This window comes from Streptomyces sp. Edi2, assembly GCF_040253635.1.
Taxonomy (GTDB): Bacteria; Actinomycetota; Actinomycetes; order Streptomycetales; family Streptomycetaceae; genus Streptomyces.
Window position 1 is genome coordinate 766507 of record NZ_JBEJGX010000003.1, and the last position, 19834, is coordinate 786340.

Genomic DNA, 19834 nt, shown 5'->3' on the forward strand with positions numbered 1-19834 from the left:
TGCCGGGCACGGCCCGCCGACCGGTTACGGCCCTCCGACCGGACACGGCCCGCCCGTCGCACGACGGGCCGTGCCACCGCCGGGGACGGCGGCGTTCTTACCGCCGCAGCGGGCCCTCGCAGCGGAAGTCCGCGCTGCCGGCCCGGCCCGAGGACCAGATCTCGGTGGGGCCGAAGGAGCAGTTCATATCGGTGAAGTTGTTCGCGGCGGGCTTGGTGCGGTCGAGGATGAAGTAGTCGACGGTTTCGGACATGTCCTTGAAGACCTGGCCGGGGTCACCGGAGTTGGCGAGATTGGCGGTGATCCGTCCGGTGCAGGTGAAGCGGCCGATGCCCCGGTCGCCGTCGTCCTTGCAGACGGGCGTGTTGGCGGTGGCGGCGGCGAAGGCGCTCTGCACTTCGGCGGGGGTGGCGAACCTCAGGGATCCGTTGGGCGTGAACGTCGTGTCGGGTACGAAGAGGTCGTCGACGAGGGCGATCTGCGCGTCGAGGAAGGCGTCGTACTGCTGCTGCAGCCCGGGGTCGGATCCCATGCGGTTGCGCCAGGAGTCAAAGGCGGCCGGGTCGTCCGCCCGCAGATAGCGGTACATCTCCTGGAGCATCGCGGGGTGGTCGCGCCACAGGAACTCGAAGAACGTCCCGGCGTAGGAGTAGAACCGGAAGCCGTCGTGGTCGTACGTCGCGTGCAGGAACTGGTTGATGCTCATCCGGGCTTTGCCACCTGCGGTGTCCGCGATGATGTCGCGGACCAGTGACCGGCGCACGGCGATGCCGTTGTCACGGGTCGAGCCGTCGAAGAACTCGGCGCTGCCCTCGTCCATGGCGGTGGTGCGGTCGCCCTCGTACCAGGGGCCCTCGCCGAAGAAGCCGGGGACGGCGAAGCGGCCGTTGAGGTAGTGGACGTACTCGTGCCGGAAGAGCTCTTCGAGGGTGAGGCTGGAGTCCTGGGGGACGCGCCGCTGGTAGGTGTAGAAGGTCGCGCCCTGCTCGATGTAGACGCCGCCGTTGTTGGTTTCCATGCCGGTGAGCAGCGGGTGGTAGACCTCGTAGTCGGCGCGGGAGGCGTACAGCACGATGGTGAGGGTGGTGTTGGGGTCGCCCGCCAGCGGTTCAGTGGTGCCGAGCACCCGGTGGAACTGGGCCCTGACCTGCTTGGACGCGTAGTAGAGCTGGTCGACGACGGCGCGGTCGAGGGCGGTGCGGACCGTGATGGCGCCGTTGTCGTAGGAGTAGGTGCGCGGGAAGATCCGCTTTTCGATGTCGTCCTTGCACACCGCGTACGGCTTGCAGGCGTCGAAGAAGATGAGCCAGCCGGCGACCTTGGCCCAGGGTTCGCTGCCGTCACCGAAGTTGCGCACGGTGGTGGGGAGGAGGGCGCCGAGGTCGGTGACGATGGCCGGCTTGAGGGAGCCGATCTGGCCGAAGCGGCCGTACTCCCCGAGCGCATCGCGTACGGCCCAGGCGTTGGGTGTCCCCTTGAGGTGGGTGTATCCGGCGAACGCCTTGAAGGCGGCGCGGTAGGCGGGGTCGGAGGCGGCCGCGTACTGGAAGGCGGTGTCCTTGTTGCCGGGGTAGACGCCCAGGTAGTTGACGGAGAGCCCGGCGAGGGCGGCATTGCCCCAGGCCGGGTCCTTGTACGTGGCGGGGTGGGCGGCGTCCAGGGTGGCCAGGACCCGCTGGATCAGGTCGAGTTGGTGCTGGCGCAGGCCCGGGGCGCTGGCGGCGTACAGGGCTTCGCGGAGGGTGTCGGCGTTGGCCCGGGTGACGTCGAAGGTGCGGGCCGCGGTGCCGAAGGCCTCGACGGCGCGGCGTACCGCGTCGACGGTGGGGGCGTCGGTGGTGTCGATCTCGTCGTGCGAGAAGTCCTGGTAGGCCACCGCGTGCAGGTACGTGAACATCTCGTACAGATGGCTGGTGTTCTTGCCGTCATGGGAGGCGGCCAGGCCGGTGATGCGACGGGCCACCGCCTGGACGTGGGCGTCGGACATGACGGGGATGAGCCGGGGGTCCCAGGTCCACACGAGGGTGCGCAGGCAGTCGTCGGCCGTGACGGCGGGATCGGCGAGGAAGTCCGCGAACTGTTCGGGGTTCAGGCCGGTGATGCCGTCGAGGGTGCAGGGGGCGGCCTCGGGTCTGGGGCCCTGCGGCGGGCCTGCGGGCTTGGTCTGAGGGCCCGGTATGCGGCCTCTCTCGACGAGGGCGCGGGGCGCCGGCGCCGGGGCGGCGCCGGACTTCGGGGCCGTGGCGAGGCGTTGAGCGTGGTCGAAGGGGTTGGGTGCGGGGGCGGCGGGCCGGTGTCCGGGCTGCGGCGCCCGGGTCTGCGAGGAGGGGGCCGACGGGTGGGGTGCCGCCTGGGCGGCCTGGACGGCCGGCAGGGCGAGGGTGGCGGCGAGGGCCGCGGCCAGCAGGATGCTGCGCGGCAGACGCGAAGGGGACACCTGAACCTCCGTAAGGGTGTGGGGGGTTGGGTGGGGATGGAGGCAGGGGCCTTTCACAGGCAGCGGCCTTCACTCCGCGAGGTGTGACCCATAACATAGTAATGTGAAATTGCACTGACAAGGCTTCAGGTAGCTTTCTTTACCGGAGGTGTCCTTTGACCTCGCGTGCCCCCCAACTCCACACCGGCAGCCATGACTTGCCGGTGTCGGACGCCCTCGCCGTCTTCATGACCGGCCAGTGGGCCGCCACCCCACCCCCCGACGGGCCCCGCGTCCCGGGCTTCGCACGGTTCGCCCGCCGCCGGGCCCGGCTCGCCGCACGCTTCCCCGGCGAGCGGCTGACCGTCCCCTCAGGAGAGTTGAAGGTCCGCTCGCACGACTGCGACCACCGTTTCCGCCCGCACAGCGCCTACGCCTGGCTGACCGGACTGACGGGCGAGGACCAGCCGGGGCATGTCCTGGTACTGGAACCGGATGGCGAGGCGGTGCTGTACCTGCGGCCGCGGGCGCCGCGGGACGGCGGTGGCGCGTTCTACCGGGACCGCCGCTACGGCGAGTTCTGGGTGGGGCGCCGCCCCGATCTCGCCGAGGCCGAACGCCTCACCGGCCTCCGCTGTGCGCACCTGGACGACCTCGAACCTCACCGGCCCGGACGGGACGCCGCCCATGACACCGAACTCGCCTCCGTACTCAGCGAGTTGCGGCTGGTGAAGGACGACTGGGAGGTGGCCAGGATCCAGGAGGCCGTCGCGCACACCACCACCGGATTCGAGGACGTCGTACGGTCCCTCCCCACCGCGCTGCGCCACCCGCGCGGTGAACGCTGGCTCGAAGGGGTCTTCCAGCTGCGGGCCCGCGCCGAGGGCAACGGCACGGGGTACGAGACCATCGCCGCCGCCGGCGCCCATGCCTGCGTGCTCCACTGGACCCGCAACGACGGGCCGCTCGACCCCGGCCAGTTGCTGCTGCTGGACGCGGGCGTGGAGACCGACACGCTGTACACCGCCGACCTCACCCGCACCCTGCCGCTGTCCGGGCGCTTCTCCCCCGTCCAGCGCCGGGTGTACGAGCTGGTACTCGCCGCACAGGAGGCGGGCATCGCCGCCCTCAAGCCGGGGGCCAGCTTCCGGGACTTCCACCGTGCCTGTACGGGCGTCCTGGCCGAGGGGCTGGCCGACTGGGGCGTCCTGCGCATCCCGGCACGGGAGGCGCTTGCCGCCGACAGCGGCCTGTACCGGCGCTACACGCTGTGCAGTTCGGGCCATATGCTCGGGCTCGATGTGCACGACTGCGCCCGGGCCCGCGCGGAGCAGTACCTGGACGGCGTCCTGACGGAGGGGCAGGTCCTGACCGTCGAGCCGGGGCTCTATCTCCAGCCCGACGACGAGACCCTGCCACGGGAGCTGCGCGGTATCGGGGTCCGGATCGAAGACGATCTGGTGATCACCGCGGACGGTGCCCGGCTGATGTCGTCGGGGCTGCCGCGCACCGCGGACGGGGTGGAGGAGTGGATGGACGGGCTCCTCGCCGGCCGGACGGACGGCTGACCATCCGACCGGGCTGACCGGGCTGACCGGGCTGACCGAGCCGGCCGCCGGGTCAGCCCCGGCGGGCGGTCTGCGGCCGCTGCGGCCGCGGTACCAGCGGCTCGTCGCGACCCTGGGCCCACAGCGAACGGACATGGCCGAGGTGGCGGGCCATACAGGCCTCGGCCGCCTCGGCATCGCCCGTCAGCATCAGATCGAGCAGTTCGACGTGCTCCTCGGCGGAGGGCAGCAGTTGATTGCGCTCGTCGAGGCGGGTGAGGCCGTAGAGACGGGAGCGCTTGCGCAGCTCCCCCACCGTCTCGACCAGGCGGTCATTGCCGCTGAGGCCGAGCAGTTCGAGGTGGAAGCGGCGGTCGGCCTCCAGGTAGCCAATGAGGTCGTGCGCGCGGGCGGCGGCGACGATCTCCAGGGCGGCAGGGCGAAGGGCCTCCAGCTGTGCAGGGTCGGCGGTGCGGGTGACCTGGCCGACGACCGGGACCTCGATCAGGGCACGGATCTCGGTGTACTGGTCGAGGTCGTGCTCGCTCACCTCCGTGATCCGGAAGCCCTTGTTGCGCACCGGCTCGACCAGCCCCTCACGGGCGAGGTCGAGCATCGCCTCGCGCACCGGGGTGGCGGAGACGCCGAAGTCCGCGGCGAGGCCCGGGGCCGAGTAGACCGACCCCGGGCGGAGCTCCCCCGCGATCAGGGCCGCGCGCAGTTGATGGGCGACCTGATCGCGAAGCCGCTCCTGCGCGGTGATCAGGCTGCGGTGCTTGAGTTCACCCATCGTGGTCCTCCGAATTGGCGCGGAGTGCCAGCGTACAATGTCACGTTGCGCGAACTCCCTGGTGGCGGACGGCCCTCGGCCTCATGGGCCGTGTGTCACAGCACGAACCCCGCGGGGAACGGGTCCGACGGGTCGAGGAAGTACTGCGCGGTGCCGGTCACCCAGGCCCGGCCGGTGACGGTGGGGACGACGGCCGGGAGCGGGCCGGCCGTGGTGGTGGCGACGAGGCGGCCGGTGAACTCCGTTCCGATGAACGACTCGTTGACGAAGTCCTGGTGGAGGGGGAGTTCGCCGCGTGCGTGCAGCTGCGCCATCCGTGCGGAGGTGCCGGTACCGCACGGCGAGCGGTCGAACCATCCGGGGTGGATGGCCATCGCATGCCGGGAGCGGGAGGCGTCCGACCCCGGCGCGGCGAAGTAGACGTGCTTGAGGCCGCCGATCCGCTCGTCCTCGGGATGGACCGGCCGGTCGGTGGCGTTCACGGCCTCCATGAGGGCGAGTCCGGCGGCGAGGATGTCGTCCTTACGGGCCCGGTCGAAGGGCAGGCCGACGCTGTCCAGCGGCAGGATCGCGTAGAAGTTGCCGCCGTAGGCGAGGTCATAGCTGATCGTGCCGTAGCCCGGGACGGTCACCTTGCGGTCCAGTGCGGCGCAGAAGGCGGGCACATTGGTGAGCGTGACGGCCGTGGCCGCCCCGTCCCTCACCTGCACCTCCGCGGTGACCAGTCCGGCGGGGGTGTCGAGCCGCACCCTGGTCACGGGCTCTACGACCTCCACCATGCCGGTCTCGACGAGAACGGTGGCCACGCCGATCGTGCCGTGCCCGCACATCGGGAGGTAGCCGGACACCTCGATGAACAGGACGCCGTAGTCGGCATCGGGCCGGGTCGGCGGCTGGAGGATCGCGCCGCTCATGGCGGCATGGCCGCGCGGCTCGTTCATCAGGAGCGTACGGAGGGCGTCGCGGTGCTCGGCGAAGTGCAGCCGGCGCTCGGCCATGGTGGCGCCGGGGACGGTGCCGACGCCGCCGGTGATCACGCGGGTGGGCATGCCCTCGGTGTGGGAGTCGACGGCGTGGAAGACATGGCGGGTGCGCATGGCGAGTCCCCTCTCAGTGGTGGCCGTCGGCGAGGAGCTTTCCGGTGGCGGCGCGGAGCGCGGCCGAGTGCTCGGCGGTGAGCGGGGAGCGCGGCGGGCGGGTCGGGCCGCCGCGGTGTCCGGCGAGGTCCATGGCGAGCTTGATCGCCTGCACGAACTCGGGCCGGGAGTCCCAGCGCAGCAGCGGGTGCAGGGCGCGGTAGAGCGGCCGTGCGGTGTCGAGGTCGCCGGCGAGGGCGGCGCGGTAGAGGGTGCCGCACGCCTCGGGCAGCGCGTTGGGGAAGCCCGCGATCCAGCCGACGGCACCGGCGAGGGCGAGTTCGAGCAGGACGTCGTCGGCGCCGATCAACAGGTCGAGTTCCGGCGCGACTTCGGCGATCTCGTAGGCCCTGCGGACATCGCCGCTGAATTCCTTGACGGCGACGATGCTGCCGTCGGCGTACAGCTCGGCGAGGAGGCCGGGGGTGAGGTCGACCTTGGTGTCGAAGGGGTTGTTGTAGGCGACGACGGGCAGGCCGGCCGCGGCGACCTCGGCGAAGTGGGCACGGACCGCGGCCGGTTCGGCACGGTAGCCGTTGGGCGGCAGCAGCAGGACGGAACCGGCGCCCGCCTCGGCGGCCTGCTCGGCCCACCGGCGCGATGCGGCACTGCCGTAGGCGGAGACTCCGGGCATCACCCGGTCCCCGTCACCGGCGGCCTCCACGGCGGTACGGACGACACGGGCACGCTCGTCGTCGGTGAGCGTCTGGTACTCGCCGAGGGAGCCGTTGGGGACGACACCGTCGCAGCCGGCGGCGAGCAGCCGGGCCACCTGGTCGGCGTAGGCGTCGTGGTCGACGGAGAGGTCGTCACGGAAGGGGAGGGTGGTGGCAACCATGATGCCGTGCCAGGGGCGGAGGCGGGTGGGGGTGCGGGTGACCATACGAAGTCTCCTTCTATGAGGTGTGACATTTTACTGAGCGCCCCAGGCGCTTGCCAAGGTCGCCCGGGAAGTCGAATTAGCCCTATCTAGCCCTGTTCGCCCGCGAGTTCCCCCAGGACGACGGGACAGGCGAGAGGTCTGCGGTCGGCCGCGGGCCCGGACTGACCGGCGAGCCGGGCCACCGCGGGGCCGCACATCCGCCCCTGGCACCAGCCCATTCCGGCCCGGGTGAGCAGTTTGACGGTGCGGGTGTCGCGGGCACCGAGGCCGGATACGGCTTCCCGGATCCGGCCGGCCGTGACCTCCTCGCAGCGGCAGACCTCGGTGTCCTCGCGGAGCCAGCCGGTCCAGCCGGGGCGCGGCGCATGGGCGGCGGCCATGGTCCGGGCGAACCGCCGCAGCCGGTCCCTCCGGCGCCGCAGCGAGTCGCGGACAGCCCGGTGCGCAATGCCGTACGCCGCCAACTCGCCCTCCACGAAAGCGAGTTCCGAGCCTCCCACGCCCCCGGTCTCACCGGCCGCCCAGATGCCGTCGACCGTGGTCCGCTGCTGGTCGTCGAGCACCAGCGCCCAGGTGCCGTCCGGAGCAGCGCGGGTGGCGCAGCCCAGTGCGGTGGCCAGCTCCAGTTGCGGTACGAGTCCGTGCCCGACGGCGAGCGCATCACAGGGGATACGCTGTCCGGTCCCGGGCACCGGACGCCAGTCCCGGTCGAGCCGGGTCACGGTGACGGCCTCGACCCGGTCGGTGCCGTGCACGGCGGTGACCGCGCTGCGGGAGCGGAGGCGTACGCCGTGGCGGAGCAAGGTCACCGCGTGACCCGCCCCTTCGACGAGCTTGCGGGGGTTGGCGGCCAGCGTGCGTGGGGCACGGGCGTAGCCGGCGTAGCCGCTCGCCTCGGCGACCACCGGCACGGTGGCGCCGGCCGCGGCGAGCGTCCCGGCGACGGCGAGCAGCAGCGGCCCGCTGCCGGCGACCACGATCCGCCGCCCCGGCAGCACCAGCCCCGCCTTGAGCATGGCCTGCGCGCCTCCCGCCCCCACGACACCGGGCACCGTCCAGCCGGGGAAGGGGAGTTGGCGCTCGTGCGCGCCGGTGGCGAGGAGCACATGAGGCGCGCGCACCTCGGCCCGGCCCTGGGCCCCGTCTGGCCCGGTGACCGCGTGCACGGTCCAGTGCGCCGGGTCCCGGGTGACGGCCCAGACATGGTGTGCCGCGAAGTGCCGCACCCGGCCTGCGGCGAGCTGCGCGTCCAGCCGCGCGGTACGTCTCGCGAAGGCGCGCCAGGAGTGGTGCAGGGCCTCGGGGCGGGCGGCACCCAGCCCGGGCGCCGGCTGCCGGTAGAACTGTCCGCCGGGACGGGCGGCCGCGTCGACGAGTGCCACCCGCAGCCCGAAGCCGGCGGCAGTGACCGCGGCGGCGAGCCCGGCCGGCCCCGCGCCGATGACCACGAGGTCGTGGGTGTCAGACGGTGAGATCGGCATGCCCGTGTCCCTCCTGGGTGGTGATCGTGTCCCCGGGCCGGGCGGGCACCAGGCAGGCCCGTTGATTGGGCCGGCCGTTGACGGTGGCCAGGCAGTCGAAGCAGGAGCCGATTCCGCAGAAGGCCCCGCGCGGCCGCCCGTCGCGTCGCGTGGTCCGCCAGGAGAGCACACCGGCCGCCCAGAGTGCGGCGGCGATGCTCTGACCGGGCAGTGCGACCAGCGGCCGACCGTCGAGACGAATCTCGAACGCCGGTCCCGGCGCGGCCCGTACGACGTCGACGGGGGTACGGCGGCGGGTCATCCCCGGACTCCTCTCGGTGGTGGTGTGCGGGTGAGCGGGGCGGGCGCAGGCACGGACCGGGCGGACCGGGCCGACAGGGCGGACAGGGCCGACAGGGCGGACAGCAGCGGAAGTTGGCCGGCCCACCGTTGGGTTCCCTCGGAGCCGGTCACCCCTCCCCCACCTCTTCCTCCCCCACCTCTTCCTCCCCCGCCCCTTCGGCGAAGCGCTCCGGGCGGAACGGCCGTGCGTCCAGCGGGCCAGGGGCCCCCGTCAGCGCGGCGGCGATCAGCCGGCCGGTGGCCGGGGCGAGTCCGATGCCGGCGCCCTCGTGGCCGCAGGCGTGCAGCAGGCCCGGCAGGCGCGGGTCGGGGCCGATCGCCGGGAGGTGGTCCGGGAGGTAGGGGCGGAAGCCCTGATAGGTGCGCATCACCCGGACACCCGCCAAGACGGGGAACAGAGCAGCCGCTTGGGCGGCGAGCCGGCGCAGCACTCCGACCGAGAGAGTGCGGTCGAAGCCGATCCGTTCCCGGCTGGCACCGATCAGGACCGGTCCGGCCGGGGTGCCCTCGACGACGGCGGAGGTCTGCAGCGCCGCGGATCCGCTGGCCACATCGGCGACATAGTCCGCGGCATAGACCTTGCGGCGTACGACGCGCGGCAGCGGCTCGGTGACCAGCACACATCCCCGGCGGGGCAGGACGGGGACCCGCACCCCCGCGAGCGAGGCCAGGCGGCCGGCCCAGGTGCCGGCGGCGTTCACCACCGCGGGGGCCAGGATGTCGCCCCGCGGCGTACGGACGCCCCGTACCGTCCCGCCGGGCCCCCGCAGGACGGCCGTGACCTCCGCGCCCAGGTGCAGCCGCGCTCCGGAGGCACGCAGCAGATGGGCGGCGGCCAGGGCGGGCTGGACCTGGGCGTCCTGCGGGTAGAGGACACCGCCGGCGAGGCCGGGCGCCAGATGCGGTTCGGCGTCCCGCAGCCGGTCGGCGGACAGGCAGTCGCTCAGCACGCCCGCCCTGCCCTGCGCCGCGCGGAAGGCGCGCAGCGCCGCCATGCCGGGTTCGTCGGAGGCGACGACCAGCCCGCCCTTCGTCTCGTACTCGATCTCCGGCGGGAGCTCGGCGGCGAGTTCGCGCCACAACCGGAGGGAGAGCAGCGCGAGTTCGAGTTCGGGGCCCGGTTCCTTGTCGGAGACGAGCAGATTCCCCTCGCCGGCTCCGGTCGTGCCGCCCGCGACGGGTCCGCGGTCGACGACGGCGACGGCGAGGCCGGACCGCCCGGCGTAGTAGGCACAGGCGGCGCCGACCACTCCGGCCCCGACGATGACCACATCCGGAGCATCCAAAGATTGTCGGTGTCTCGTGGGCACGTCAGTAATATGTCACACAACACAGGAGCGGGAAAGGGGACTTGGCGGACCACGGCTTCCGCACACGCCCCTGACGGCTCCGGGGCGCCGGACGACGGATAAGGTCGCGCACAAATGGATTTCCGTCTCACAAGCCGCTCGTCTGCCGCGCGTTCGCTGGTCTCCTGGCTCACCTCCGAGGCACCTGACGACCATGTGCGGATCGTCACGGACGATGCCGGCAGCGGTGGGACCTGGCTCACGGCCTGGCTGGCAACGGCGGTCGGCACGGACACCCGGGCATGCCCCGCCCCTACCGCTCCTTCCGCCCCTTCCACCCCTCCCACCGCGCCGCTCCCGCCACCCCCGCCTCCCCGGGCTTTCGACCTCGTACTGGAATCGCGAGGTCGTACACAGTGCGAGATCCAGGCGGAGATCGAACGGGCGCTGCTCCCCGGCAGCACGCCCGACGGCCCCTTGCCCGACGGCAGGTGGCTCCCCTTGCCCGCGCTGTACCGGGAAGCCAGGCGCCGCGGCACCCCTTTCACCCTTGCGCTGCTGGGCACGGCGCTGGCCGGCCGGACCTCACTGAGTCGCGTGCCCGACCGGCTCACCGAGGAGGTACTGCTCCCTCTGGTACGGCCCGGAGGGGTGACCCGGAAACGGTCGGCACATGGCGCCGAGCCGGTCCGTGTCCTTCTGGATCTGCCGAGGGGGCAGGCCAAGTGCCTCATGCGACGCGGCACGTTGCCGGCGCGGGCGCTGATCGATCTGGACAGTGCCGCATACGCACCGGACCGCACCGCATTCCGGAGCTGGGTCCACGACCTGTTGTGTACGGCAGACTCCGTCTTCGACCGGGCCGGCTCCGCGGCCGGGGCCGCCGCCGACGCCATTACCGCCCGTTCCTGGCCCAACCTCCTGCTCGCGGAGACGCTTGCCGCAGGGGTACGCGCCAGGGGAGCGCGCTGGGTCCCGGACGGGTCGACGCCGCTGCCGACGTCGGTGGACGACGCCTGGCAGTTCCTCCTGTCCTCCTTCGGGGAGCCCGCCGACGAGGTGGGCAGGGCGCTCACTGCGGTGGCGCTGGCCGAGGGGGCGTCGGGCATGCCCGCCTCACTCGCCGCGCGCGCGGTCTCCGCCCTGGGTGGGCAGCCGATCGCCGAAGACGCGCTCACCCGCCTGGTCTCTGCGGCAGCCGCCCTCGTCACGGAGGAGACCGTGGCAACGGAACCCGGCTACGGGCCCGGCGAAGGGCCCGGTAGGGCAAGCACGGCCGCCGAACGGCCCGCGGACGCCGGAGGCGCGGAGACCGCCCCCGCGGCTGACAGGCCGTCGGGCCCCGGACGGACGGACACCGGACGGTCAGATGCCGGACGGACAGACGCCGGACGGACAGACGCCGAACCATCGGACACCGGACGGACGGACGCCGATCCACCGGACACCGAACCGTCGGACACCGGACCTTCGGCCTCGGGACCATCGGCCTCGGGACCATCGGCCGCCGGACCGTCCGCCACCGGATCCCCGGACTCCCCGTTCCCCGCAAGCGCCGGCCGAGTCCGTCACCTCCGGCTGCGCGACCCCGCGCTCGCCGCCGCGGCCCGGCGGTCCTACGGTTCCGCGCTCCCCGCGCTGCAGCGCAGGATCGCCACAGCACTCGCCCCCCGCACGGTGCTCACCGATGCCGAACTCGCGGCCCCCGGTGCGGAACCGCTCTCACCGGAGGCCGCCTATGTGCTCGGGCCGGGGCTGGCCCATGCGGCCGCGGGTGGCCTCCTGGACGAGTGGATCGCCGCCCCCGCCCTGGCGTTCCTGGTGAATCTGCCGTCCTTCGAGGACGCGGACGGCCACGCTGCCCCCGCTTCCCGGCCGGACGGGCGGGCCCGCCGGCGCTCCCTCGGGCAGGCTCAGCGGCTCTACGGCGGGCCGAGGAGCGGTCAGCTGTCGGAACACGCCTCGCGCCTGGGGCTCACGGCGTCGGTCTGTGACGACACCGAGCTGGCCGACTGGCTGCTGCGGTCGGGCGTCCCGCGGATCTGGCGCACCCACTGGTCGCACTGGCGCCCGCTGGGTGTTTTCGAACCCGCGGAATTCGACGGTGAATGGCCCGGCCCGGTCGCCCTGCACGGCTGGCGCAGCGTCAGGGGCATCGAACAGTTCTGCACCCGCGGCGAGCTGAGCGGGCGCTACCAGTGGTGGGTCCTCGCGGACGGCACCCCGGTCGGCGCCCCCTCCACGGAGCCGCCACCAGCCCTGTCCGGGCCCTCCGGCAACATCGCCGCGCCGACCGGCCCCAGGGACGTGGTACTGGGTGAGCACGACCCATGGATCGGAGTGCGAACGGCCGGCGGGGCAGCTCCCGACGCCACGGTTCTGGTGTGCCCCGAGGGGCATGTGAGTGCAGTCCATCCGCTCTCGGCGGAGCGCGCATTGCTGCTCGGACGCAGCGGAATGATGCTCATCGACGTCGCACCGGGCCGGCCGGGAGAGCGGGCCCTGCCGGCGCGTCCCCGTCGACTGACGTCGTGGTGGATCACGGATGATGCCCTCTACGGTGACCGCGCCCTGGGTGCTGAGCTGCTGGCGCCGCTGTTCGCCCTGGCCGGTCGGCCCGTCCGCGCCGACCCGGAGCGACTGGGACCGCTGGCCTCGCTCCCCGGCGCCGCGCGGCTGCTCACCGAGGTCGGCCTGCCGGCCTCCGGGTTCTGGTTCGAAGGCCTCGACCGCTTCGTACCGACGCTCCCGCGCCTCACCGCCGGGGACGGAAACGACCATGCGGAAGGGGGCCAACCGCAGGCCTCGGTCATCGGGTATGTGGGCGACGACACCATGCAGCTCTGCATCGCTCACGGCAGCGGGCACATCATGGTGGCCGACGGCGGAACGTTCGTCCGCCACGTCAACAGCTCGCTGGATGCCTTTCTGCGCTGCTGGACGGTCGCGCTGACGGCCATCATCACCTCGACCGCCCGCGATGCAGAGGAAGAGGGCGAGTTCCGGGCGCACATGCTGCGCCTGCTCGGCCGTATCGACCCCACCTGTGTGGGCGGGCCGGAGCCGGGCCGGCCCACCACGATGTGGCCCCAGCTCCTCAGCGACAGCACCTACCTTCTCGAATGACGCGCGCACTGGTTCTCTTCACCAGTGGTGCTCCTGGCCCACTTCTTGTGGTTGCGCACGCAGCGTGACGGTCCACCGCACCAGATCTCATGGGGAATTGGCCGGCGGCTCGTGAGGTCGAGGCGCGGCCTGCAACTCATCGAGGGACAGCGGCCCAGGGGCACGAACGGCACGGCCGACGTCGGACGGCCAACCGGGACGGAAGCGTTCAACGAAGTCCGCGAAGTCGTGACGCAGATACCGGGAATCGGACGGCTTCAGCCGGACCTGTTGGCGGCTGTCGGCCCACCAGATCTCGAACTCGCCAACCGTGCCTTCCTTCGGCCAGTCCTCACTCTGATCCGGAAGCAACGCAGCATCGACGAAGCCTCCGACACTCAGGCCGATGTCCACGAAGATCCCGATCGCACCGGGCCGAGGAACGTTCACGACAGTGCCCTCGAAGACCTGCCCAAAGCGCAGACCCCCGCGAATCCGAGCCCACTCGGCAGCTGTCACCACGAACGCATCATCGCACCCTCGTCCGAGTCACGAGGCCCTGGACGAACGCCGTCGCTGAAAGCGAACGAGGCCAGGCGCAGTTGCGGACACGCCCCGGTACGCCCAGTGCCGGGGGGCGAGCCTCCGCCTCGCGAGGCACGGCACCTGACACCGCAGGCTGACAGACAGCGGCCGGAAAGACACCCCTAATCACCGGAGCCGCCGGGCAGGCCCTGCGCCCGGTGGGTCCGTTCCGCGATCCAGCCCGCCATGGCCCGTACGCCGATGCCGATGGCGCGCTCGTCCGGGACGAAGTCGGGGTAGTGCGGGTAGCTGGTGGTGAGGGGTGCGCCGGGGGTACGGACGCCGAGGAAGGTGAACGTGCCGGGGAGGCGGTCCAAATAGAGCGCGAAGTCCTCGCCGCTGAAGGGCGGAAAGGCGGCATGGAGCTCGGTCACCGCGTCTCGGCCGAGGGTGTGCCGGAGGTGGCGGGCGAGTACGCGGGCGTCATGTTCCGGGCAGACCATGGCCGGGAACGGCTCGGCGGGGAAGCTCACCCCGGCCCCCGCGTACGACGTGGCCAGGCGACGGATGTCCTTGCGTACCTCCCGGTACCGCTCCTGAGGCCAGCAGCGGTAGGACACGCTCACCTCGGCCTCCTCCGTCCGGGCCCGGAGGGCCACGAATCGGTCCAGCGGCCCGTTGGGCTTCTGGGCGTCGGCGACGATTCGCTCGAGGTCCGCGGGGGTCTGTGGCAGTGCCACCGTTGCGAGCGCGCCGATCTCGTCGGCCAGTCGTCGCGCGGCATCGGGCGCGTCCGGCCCGGAGACAGTCACCTCCGCCTTGTCCTGGCCCGGCATTCCGAAACCCGGGGTCACGGCGAACCTGCCGACGGGGAACGGCCCGCAATGCAGCGCATGGATCTCCTCCACACGGGTGCGCTCCAGCACACCCGTGTCGATCAGCGCACGGGCCCCCGACAGGGTTTCCTCGGCAGGCTGGAAGAGGAACACCACCGTTCCGTCCAGTTGCCGCCGCAGCCGCGCCAGGACCTGTGCGACACCGAGCGCCACGGCGGTGTGGACGTCGTGCCCGCAGAGGTGGGCCACCGCCCGGCCGCCGCCGACGATGTCCTTGGGCGGCACCGCGTCCATGTCCGCCCGGTACGCGACGGCCCGGCCCGGACGCGTCCCCCGCAGGACACCGACGACGCCGTGGCCGCCCACCCCGGTGGTGACGGCCAGCCCGGCGTCCCGCAGTTCCCGGGCCACCACACCGGCGGTGCGCCGCTCCTGCCCCGGCGCCTCGGGGTGCCGGTGGATGTCCCGCCGCAGCGCGATCAGCCTCTGCTCCAGGCGCGCCGCCTCGTCGTCCACCGCCCTTTGCGCGATCGGCTGTCTCCGGCCAGCGGCGACAGCCCTCCCCGAAGCTCCCCACATAACTCCCGCACCGGCTGCCGCCGCGCCGGCCAGTAGCGCACGGCGCGCAAGAGCGCGCTCCATGGGTCGATCCACTGGTCCCCCTCGATCCCTCAACTGGCTGCCAGTTGCACTTCAGTTGACCTTCACGATGGCCGCAGCAGAGGCCGTTGCCCATCCGGCGGGCCCCCAGGTGGGGGTGGGGGCAACCCCCATCCCCCATGAGGAGGTAGGGGCAAACCCCAGGGGCCGCTGTCCACGCAGAGCGGGCAGAGGACCTGGCGTCCGGGACGTTCCGGGCAGCCGTCGGTAGCTGTCCGGGCAGGGAAGAAGGGAAGAGCTGCCACCTCGCAAGCAACCGGGCGATGCGGCGCACGGCAGCGCGTACGTAGCCCGGTGCGGCACTAGCGTGGAGGGATGAACGGAACCGGGGCGGCGGGGACACCGCCGGGCAGGGACGAGGCGGCCTTCCCCGTCCATCAGGCCGGGTGCTGCGGTGAGCTCGCGGAGCTCGACGCCCAGCTGGTCCGCTGCCGCGCCTGCCCCCGGCTGGTGGAGTGGCGCGAGGAGGTCGCGGCGCATCCGCGGGCGGCGTTCCGGGACCAGGAGTACTGGGCGCGGCCCGTCCCGGGATTCGGGCCGTCCGATGCGGCGCTGGCCATCGTAGGGCTCGCTCCTGCGGCGCACGGTGGCAATCGCACCGGCCGCATGTTCACCGGGGACGCCTCCGGTGACTTCCTGTTCGCCGCCCTCCATGCGGTGGGTCTCGCTTCCCGGCCCACCGCGACGCACCGGGGCGACGGGCTGGAGCTGTACGGAGTGCGGGTCACCGCGCCGGTCCACTGTGCTCCGCCGGACAACCGGCCCACGCCCGCCGAGCGGCGTACCTGCCGGCCGTGGCTGTCGGCGGAGCTCGAACTCCTCAGCCCCGGGCTGCGTGCGGTCGTGGTGCTCGGTGCCTTCGGCTGGCAGGCGCTGCTGCCCGTACTGGGCGACGCGGGGTGGCCGCTCCCCCGGCCCCGCCCCGCGTTCGGTCACGGCGTACAGCTGACCCTGCCCGCCGGCGGACGGCGGCGGGAACTCCAGGTGCTCGGCAGCTACCACCCCAGCCAGCGCAATACGTTCACCGGCCGCCTCACCTTCGACATGCTCGTCGATCTGCTCGCCCGCGCCGCCGGACTCGCGGGACTCACCGGACTCGCCTGACGGGAGCGTCCGGCAGGCTGACGGGCGAGACCGACGATCGAAACGGATGAACGAGACGGACGAACGAGGCGGGAGAGACGTCCGCGGGCCGTGGGCCGCGGATCTGCCCCGTACCCCCGTGGCGTCATACGTCACCGCGCGCCGTACACCGGCCGTGGCTCCTCGGCGGCTGCCAGCAGCTCGCGCGCGGCCACGCCCGCCTCGGCGGGTGTCCAGCGGCTCTTTCTGTCCGCCGTGGGGCCCGGGCGCCAGCCCTCCATCACGGTGATCCTGCCCGCCTCGGCCTCGAAGACCCGGCCGGTGACCCCGGCGCTGGCGGCGGAGGACAGCCAGACCACCAGGGGGGAGACATTCTCCGGGGCCATCGCGTCGAACTCCCCCTCGGCGGGCGCCGCCATCGTCGCGGCGAAGGTCTGCTCGGTCATACGGGTGCGGGCGGCCGGTGCGAGGGCGTTGATCTGCACGCCGTAGGAGGCGAGTTCGGCGGCGGCGACGAGGGTGAGGCCGATGATGCCTGCCTTGGCAGCGGAGTAGTTGCCCTGGCCGACGCTGCCGAGCAGCCCGGCACCGGAACTGGTGTTGACGATCCGGGCGTCGGGGGTGCGGCCGGCCTTGGCCTCGGCCCGCCAGTGCGCGGCGGCGTGCCGCAGGGGGAGGAAGTGGCCCTTGAGGTGGACGCGGATGACGGCGTCCCAGTCGTCGTCGTCGAGGTTGACGAGCATCCGGTCGCGGAGGAACCCGGCGTTGTTGACGAGGGTGTCGAGGCGGCCGAAGGCCTCCAGGGCGGTGGTGACGAGCGAGGCGGCGCCGTCGGTGGTGGTGATGTCGCCGGTGTGGGCGACGGCCCGGCCACCGCGGGCGCGGATCTCGTCGGCGACCTGCTGGGCCGGTCCGGCCGAGGCGCCGGCCCCGTCGGGGGCCACCCCGAGGTCGTTCACCACGACCTGGGCGCCTTCGGCGGCGAGGGCCAGGGCGTGGGCTCGGCCGAGTCCACGGCCCGCCCCGGTGACGGCGGCCACGCGTCCCGTGCAGATTCCGGTGCCGGTCATGTCCGTAACTCCTTTGCCGTTCGGGTCAGTTGTCCTTCGTCGTGTCGGGCGGGGTGGGGCGGTTGGCGGTGGCGGTGCCGGGCGGGGTGCGGCGGTTGGCGGTAGCGGCGTCGGGCGCCGTGGGGTGATCGACGGTGGCGGCACCAGGCGCCGTGGGGCAGTTGGCAGTGGCAGCGCCGGCCGCCGTCGGACGGTTGACGGTGGCCGCGTCGAGGAAGGCGGGGCGCTCCCCGCCGCCGTGGACGAGCAGGCTCGCCCCGGTCAGATAGGCGGCCCGGTCGGAGGCGAGGAACACGCAGGCGTCGCCGATCTCGGCGGGTTCGGCGAGCCGGCCGAGCGGGACGGTGGCGCCGACCGCCGCGATACCCGCCTCGTCGCCGTAGTGCAGGGCGGCGAGTTCGGTGCGCACCATGCCGAGGACCAGGGTGTTGACCCGTACGTCGGGGGCCCATTCGACGGCCATGGAGCGGGCGAGGTGGTCCAGGCCCGCCTTGGCCGCGCCGTAGGCGGCGGTGCCGGGCGAGGGGCGGGTGCCGCTGACGCTGCCGATCATGAGGACCGAACCGCCGGCCGGCCCGCCCCGCATCACCTCGTAGGCGGCGAGCGAGGCGGTCAGCGGCGCGAGGAGGTTGAGTGCGACGACCCGGGCGTGCCGCTCGGGCTCACCCTCCCCCAGCAGCCGGTACGGCGTGCCTCCGGCGTTGTTGACCAGGCAGTCCAGCCGGCCGTACTCGTCCGCGAGCCGGGCGAAGAAGGCGTGGACGGCGGCCTGGTCGCGCAGGTCCAGGGGGCGGAAGTGCGCGCTGCGGCCGGCCGCCGTGACGGGGGCGTCGGGTGGCCGGCGCGCGCAGATGACGACCTCCGCACCGGCCCGCAGGAAGGCGCGGGCGATCCCCGCGCCGACGCCGCGGGTGCCGCCGGTGACGACGGCCAGCCGCCCGGACAGATCGAGAGCCAGGCTCACGGAGCACCCCTCCCGCAGCGCACCATCCGCTGCTAACTTCGCTACCTAACAAACGCTTGGTGGAAAGGTAGCTGATCTGCTCATGGGTGTCTCCACCTCCCAGCCTGACCAGGGCGTCGCCGTCGTCACCGTGGACTTCCCGCCGGTCAACGCCCTTCCCGTGCAGGGCTGGTACGACCTGGCCGAGGCCGTGCGCGCGGCCGGCCGCGACCCCGGTGTCCGCTGCGTCGTCCTCACCGCGAACGGCCGCGGTTTCAATGCGGGGGTCGACATCAAGGAGATGCAGCGGGACACCGCGTCCGGCGGGCACGGGGCCCTGCTCGGCGCCAACCGCGGCTGCGCCGAGGCGTTCTCGGCGGTCTACGCCTGCGAGGTACCCGTCATCGCGGCGGTGCACGGCTTCTGCCTGGGCGGCGGCATCGGCCTCGTCGGGAACGCGGACGCGATCGTGGCCAGCGACGACGCCACCTTCGGACTCCCGGAGCTGGACCGCGGCGCGCTCGGCGCGGCCACCCACCTGGCCCGGCTGGTCCCGCAGCACCTGATGCGCGCGCTCTACTACACCTCCCGCACCGCCACCGCCGCCGAACTGCAGGCGCACGGCTCGGTCTGGCAGGTCGTCCCGCGCGCGCAACTGCCGGGCGCCGCACGGGACCTGGCCCGGGAGATCGCCCGGAAGGACGGCTTTCTCCTCCGCCTGGCCAAGGCCGCCCTCAACGGCATCGACCCCGTCGACGTGGGGCGCAGCTACCGCTTCGAGCAGGGCTTCACCTTCGAGGCGAACCTCAGCGGAGTCGCCGACCGCGTCCGCGACACCTTCGGTGCGCCGGGCACCACCCCGACCAAGGAAGGCTGACCGTGACCGACAAGACCATGACGCCCGAGGACGTCGTCTCCCGGCTGCGCAGCGGGATGACCCTCGGCATCGGCGGCTGGGGTTCGCGCCGCAAGCCGATGGCGCTGGTGCGGGCGCTGCTCCGTTCCGACATCACCGATCTGACCGTGATCTCCTACGGCGGTCCCGATGTCGGCCTGCTCGCCGCCGCGGGCCGGATCCGCACCCTGGTCGCCGCGTTCGCGACCCTCGATTCGATCCCTCTCGAACCGCACTTCCGCGCGGCCCGCCAGCGCGGTGCGTTCGAGCTGAGGGAGATCGACGAGGCGATGTTCATGTGGGGTCTGCACGCCGCCGCCAACCGGCTGCCGTTCCTGCCCGTACGCTCCGGCCTCGGCTCGGACGTCATGCGCGTCAACCCGGGCCTGAAGACCGTCACCTCGCCCTACGAGGACGGTGAGACCTTCGTCGCGGTGCCGGCCCTGCGCATGGACGCGGCGCTGGTCCACCTCAACCGTGCCGACCGGCTCGGAAACGGCCAGTACCTGGGCCCCGACCCGTACTTCGACGATCTGTTCTGCGAGGCCGCGGACAGTGCGTATGTCTCGTGCGAACGGCTCGTGGACGACTTCGCCACGGCCGCCCCGCAGACCCTCCTGGTCGCACGCCATGCGGTCACCGGAGTCGTGGAGGCCCCGAACGGCGCGCATTTCACCTCCTGCGTCCCCGACTACGGGCGGGACGAGCCCTTCCAGAAGCTGTACGCCACCACGCCCTGGGCCAAGTTCGCCGAGCGGTTCCTGTCCGGGGACGAGAAGGCGTATTGGTCCGCGGTCGAAGCCTGGCACGAGGAGCAGCAGTGAGCGCTACCC

Annotated in this window: 15 protein-coding genes and 1 pseudogene; 5 read left to right on the forward strand and 11 right to left on the reverse strand. The window is 72.8% G+C overall.

The features are described 5' to 3' along the window. Positions 1-97: 97 nt before the first annotated feature. A complete protein-coding gene (locus ABR737_RS06765) occupies positions 98-2437 on the reverse strand; it encodes a collagenase (RefSeq protein WP_350249274.1) in 2340 nt (779 codons plus the stop codon). Between the two features lie 155 nt (positions 2438-2592). Here ABR737_RS06765 and ABR737_RS06770 point away from each other — a divergent pair, with 155 nt between their 5' ends. Then, positions 2593-3984 (forward strand): aminopeptidase P family protein, encoded by a 1392-nt coding sequence (locus tag ABR737_RS06770; RefSeq protein ID WP_350249275.1) that lies wholly within the window; start codon positions 2593-2595, stop codon positions 3982-3984. Positions 3985-4036: 52 nt separating this feature from the next. Here the strand turns inward: ABR737_RS06770 and ABR737_RS06775 are convergent, their stop codons facing one another. The 6 genes from ABR737_RS06775 to ABR737_RS06800 form a co-directional block, all read right to left on the reverse strand. Then, positions 4037-4753, reverse strand: coding sequence for a GntR family transcriptional regulator (locus tag ABR737_RS06775; protein WP_350249276.1), 717 nt, complete (start codon positions 4751-4753; stop codon positions 4037-4039). Between the two features lie 95 nt (positions 4754-4848). Beyond that, the gene (locus ABR737_RS06780) at positions 4849-5850 is read right to left on the reverse strand and encodes a proline racemase family protein (RefSeq protein ID WP_350249277.1); all 1002 of its coding nucleotides are present in this window, start codon (positions 5848-5850) and stop codon (positions 4849-4851) included. A 13-nt stretch (positions 5851-5863) separates the two neighbouring features. After that, positions 5864-6772, reverse strand: a complete 909-nt coding sequence (locus tag ABR737_RS06785) for a dihydrodipicolinate synthase family protein (protein WP_350249278.1) — start codon at positions 6770-6772, stop codon at positions 5864-5866. 86 nt (positions 6773-6858) lie between these two features. Next, positions 6859-8253, reverse strand: a complete 1395-nt coding sequence (locus ABR737_RS06790; RefSeq protein ID WP_350249279.1) for an FAD/NAD(P)-dependent oxidoreductase — start codon at positions 8251-8253, stop codon at positions 6859-6861. Beyond that, the gene (locus ABR737_RS06795; RefSeq protein ID WP_350249280.1) at positions 8234-8554 is read right to left on the reverse strand and encodes a (2Fe-2S)-binding protein; all 321 of its coding nucleotides are present in this window, start codon (positions 8552-8554) and stop codon (positions 8234-8236) included. Before ABR737_RS06795 ends, ABR737_RS06790 begins: the two co-directional genes overlap by 20 nt. Positions 8555-8702: 148 nt before the next feature. Continuing rightward, complete coding sequence (locus ABR737_RS06800; RefSeq protein ID WP_350249281.1) at positions 8703-9881, reverse strand: NAD(P)/FAD-dependent oxidoreductase; 1179 nt, start codon at positions 9879-9881, stop codon at positions 8703-8705. 138 nt (positions 9882-10019) lie between these two features. Here ABR737_RS06800 and ABR737_RS06805 point away from each other — a divergent pair, with 138 nt between their 5' ends. After that, on the forward strand, positions 10020-13010 hold the full coding sequence (locus tag ABR737_RS06805) for an SUKH-4 family immunity protein (RefSeq protein WP_350249282.1): 2991 nt from the start codon (positions 10020-10022) through the stop codon (positions 13008-13010). 87 nt (positions 13011-13097) lie between these two features. On the opposite strand, the gene ABR737_RS06810 is transcribed toward ABR737_RS06805, so the two are convergent. Beyond that, positions 13098-13511 carry a S1 domain-containing protein gene (locus ABR737_RS06810; protein ID WP_350249283.1) on the reverse strand — a complete coding sequence of 138 codons (414 nt, stop codon included), beginning with the start codon at positions 13509-13511 and terminating at the stop codon, positions 13098-13100. 185 nt (positions 13512-13696) lie between these two features. Then, positions 13697-14992, reverse strand: a complete 1296-nt coding sequence (locus ABR737_RS06815; protein ID WP_350249284.1) for a M20 metallopeptidase family protein — start codon at positions 14990-14992, stop codon at positions 13697-13699. A gap of 333 nt (positions 14993-15325) precedes the next feature. On the opposite strand from ABR737_RS06815, the gene ABR737_RS06820 reads away from it, so the two are divergent. Next, positions 15326-16114 carry a uracil-DNA glycosylase gene (locus ABR737_RS06820; RefSeq protein WP_350249285.1) on the forward strand — a complete coding sequence of 263 codons (789 nt, stop codon included), beginning with the start codon at positions 15326-15328 and terminating at the stop codon, positions 16112-16114. Positions 16115-16245: 131 nt separating this feature from the next. Here the strand turns inward: ABR737_RS06820 and ABR737_RS06825 are convergent, their stop codons facing one another. Beyond that, complete coding sequence (locus ABR737_RS06825; protein WP_350249286.1) at positions 16246-17163, reverse strand: SDR family oxidoreductase; 918 nt, start codon at positions 17161-17163, stop codon at positions 16246-16248. Between the two features lie 193 nt (positions 17164-17356). Beyond that, positions 17357-18127 (reverse strand): annotated as a pseudogene (locus tag ABR737_RS06830) (SDR family oxidoreductase); the annotation flags it as partial. An 82-nt stretch (positions 18128-18209) separates the two neighbouring features. Here ABR737_RS06830 and ABR737_RS06835 point away from each other — a divergent pair. Continuing rightward, entirely contained in the window at positions 18210-18983 is a 774-nt protein-coding gene (locus tag ABR737_RS06835; RefSeq protein ID WP_350249288.1) for an enoyl-CoA hydratase family protein, read from the forward strand. Between the two features lie 2 nt (positions 18984-18985). Next, positions 18986-19825, forward strand: a complete 840-nt coding sequence (locus ABR737_RS06840; RefSeq protein WP_350249289.1) for a CoA transferase subunit A — start codon at positions 18986-18988, stop codon at positions 19823-19825. Positions 19826-19834: the final 9 nt, after the last annotated feature.

What these genes read in the sequence shown, in the direction of transcription:
- ABR737_RS06805 (WP_350249282.1), top strand. Translation starts at nt 10,020, where the DNA reads ATGGATTTCCGTCTCACAAGCCGCTCGTCTGCCGCGCGTTCGCTGGTC.
- ABR737_RS06820 (WP_350249285.1), top strand. Translation starts at nt 15,326, where the DNA reads ATGAACGGAACCGGGGCGGCGGGGACACCGCCGGGCAGGGACGAGGCG.
- ABR737_RS06825 (WP_350249286.1), bottom strand. Translation starts at nt 17,163, where the DNA reads ATGACCGGCACCGGAATCTGCACGGGACGCGTGGCCGCCGTCACCGGG.
- ABR737_RS06795 (WP_350249280.1), bottom strand. Translation starts at nt 8,554, where the DNA reads ATGACCCGCCGCCGTACCCCCGTCGACGTCGTACGGGCCGCGCCGGGA.
- ABR737_RS06815 (WP_350249284.1), bottom strand. Translation starts at nt 14,992, where the DNA reads ATGGAGCGCGCTCTTGCGCGCCGTGCGCTACTGGCCGGCGCGGCGGCA.
- ABR737_RS06785 (WP_350249278.1), bottom strand. Translation starts at nt 6,772, where the DNA reads ATGGTCACCCGCACCCCCACCCGCCTCCGCCCCTGGCACGGCATCATG.
- ABR737_RS06835 (WP_350249288.1), top strand. Translation starts at nt 18,210, where the DNA reads ATGGGTGTCTCCACCTCCCAGCCTGACCAGGGCGTCGCCGTCGTCACC.
- ABR737_RS06790 (WP_350249279.1), bottom strand. Translation starts at nt 8,253, where the DNA reads ATGCCGATCTCACCGTCTGACACCCACGACCTCGTGGTCATCGGCGCG.
- ABR737_RS06775 (WP_350249276.1), bottom strand. Translation starts at nt 4,753, where the DNA reads ATGGGTGAACTCAAGCACCGCAGCCTGATCACCGCGCAGGAGCGGCTT.
- ABR737_RS06780 (WP_350249277.1), bottom strand. Translation starts at nt 5,850, where the DNA reads ATGCGCACCCGCCATGTCTTCCACGCCGTCGACTCCCACACCGAGGGC.